We start from the raw sequence: 1,617 nt of genomic DNA, 5'->3' as shown, positions 1-1,617 counted from the left end.
GGCCGATTCTGTTGAAAAAGTAGCTCTCCTGTTTGGCCTGGGGCAAAATCACTCCATCGGCCAGCGGGAGAATACGCAGCATGATGGGACAGTTATCGAGTGGGCAGGAGCGGCTGTTTTACTCGTTCAACATTGAAGATCACATCCCAGCCAATCACCTCCTGCGCAGCATTGATCGATGCCTTGATCTCAGCGATCTGCGCCATTATCTCGCCGATTTTTATAGCCCAATCGGGCGCCCATCGATTGATCCCGAACTGATGATTCGCCTGTTGGTGGTGGGCTACTGCTACGGTATTCGCTCCGAACGTCGGTTGTGCGAAGAGGCTCATTTGAACCTGGCATATCGCTGGTTCTGCCGCTTAAGCCTCGAAGACGAAATCCCCAATCACTCTACGTTTTCCAAGAATCGGCACGGTCGCTTTCGTGACAGCTCGCTGTTTCGCTGGCTGTTCAACGAGGTGCTGCGTCGCTGCATGGACGCAGGTCTGGTCAAGGGCGAAGGGTTTGCGGTCGACGCCAGCGTCATCAAGGCAGATGCCAGTCGGCAACGTGGCGTACCTGGCGATGATGAAATCAACTGGCGCGATCCGGCGCTGAGTACTCGCGCCGTGCGTGAGTACCTTGAAGCGCTGGATGAAGAGGCGTTAGGCGAAGCACTGCCTAAGCGCCTGTCATTGACTGATCCACTTTCTCGTTGGACCGCAGCGCCAGGAGGCCCGGCGTTTTTCGCCTACTCGACGAACTATCTGATTGATGTCGAGCATGGCGTGATCATGGATGTGGAGCCGACCCCAGCGCATCGAACCGCCGAGGTCGAGAGCACCAAGACCATGATCGAGCGGGTCGAAGAACAGTTCGACATCAAGCCGGATCGGCTCATCGGCGATACCGCTTACGGCACCGCACCGATGCTGGCCTGGATGGTGAACGAAAAAGACATCGAGCCGCATGTGCCGGTTTGGGACAAAACCGAGCGTAAGAACGAGAGCCTCTCGATCAGTGATTTTCAATGGAATGAAGAAGCGCAGGAATATCGTTGCCCCACGGGGCACGCCCTGCGCAGTGAGTGGCGGGCCTTCAAGAACCAGCGATCACATGTCACGAAAGCCGACACCATCATCTTTCGATCCCGGCAAACAGACTGCTCTGAATGCTCAATGAAAGAGCGCTGCTGCCCAAACACCTCGTTCCGAAAAATCGCCCGTAGCGTCCATGAGGCGGCACGCAATGTTGCTCGGCGAATTGCCGCAACACCACAATACGTGCGCTCTCGCCATGAGCGCAAAAAGGTCGAAATGTTGTTCGCTCATCTCAAACGAATCCTGAAACTGGATCGATTAAGGCTACGAGGAATGACCGGTGCAAACGACGAATTTACCTTGGCCGCTGCGGTACAGAATTTAAGACGACTGGCGAAACTGACCTCACAAGGGCCGCCGACCACGGGATAGGTACGCCCGGAATCAGCAAAAACCCTCAAATTAACCTATTAACCAAGCTGCAACGGTCAACGCAGAACTGGAAAGCCACGCAACGTGGTGACCAGGTTCTGAAGCGAGGGCCAACGTCGCCTTCTTCCAGCCTGAAATTCCGACTTTTTCAACAGAATCGGCC

General features: G+C 55.3%; 1 protein-coding gene. It reads left to right on the top strand.

Features of this window, described 5'->3' with window-relative positions; translation table 11 throughout:
- The first annotated feature begins 80 nt into the window (after positions 1 to 80).
- Positions 81 to 1,454, top strand: a complete 1,374-nt coding sequence (locus FIV35_RS29405) for a transposase (RefSeq protein ID WP_083377778.1) — start codon at positions 81 to 83, stop codon at positions 1,452 to 1,454.
- The last annotated feature ends 163 nt before the right edge of the window (positions 1,455 to 1,617 follow it).

This window comes from Pseudomonas rhodesiae, from assembly GCF_007858255.1.
Classification (GTDB): Bacteria; Pseudomonadota; Gammaproteobacteria; order Pseudomonadales; family Pseudomonadaceae; genus Aquipseudomonas; species Aquipseudomonas rhodesiae.
The sequence above is the reverse complement of the archived record's forward strand: the minus strand, read 5'-3'. Positions and strand labels throughout refer to the sequence as shown.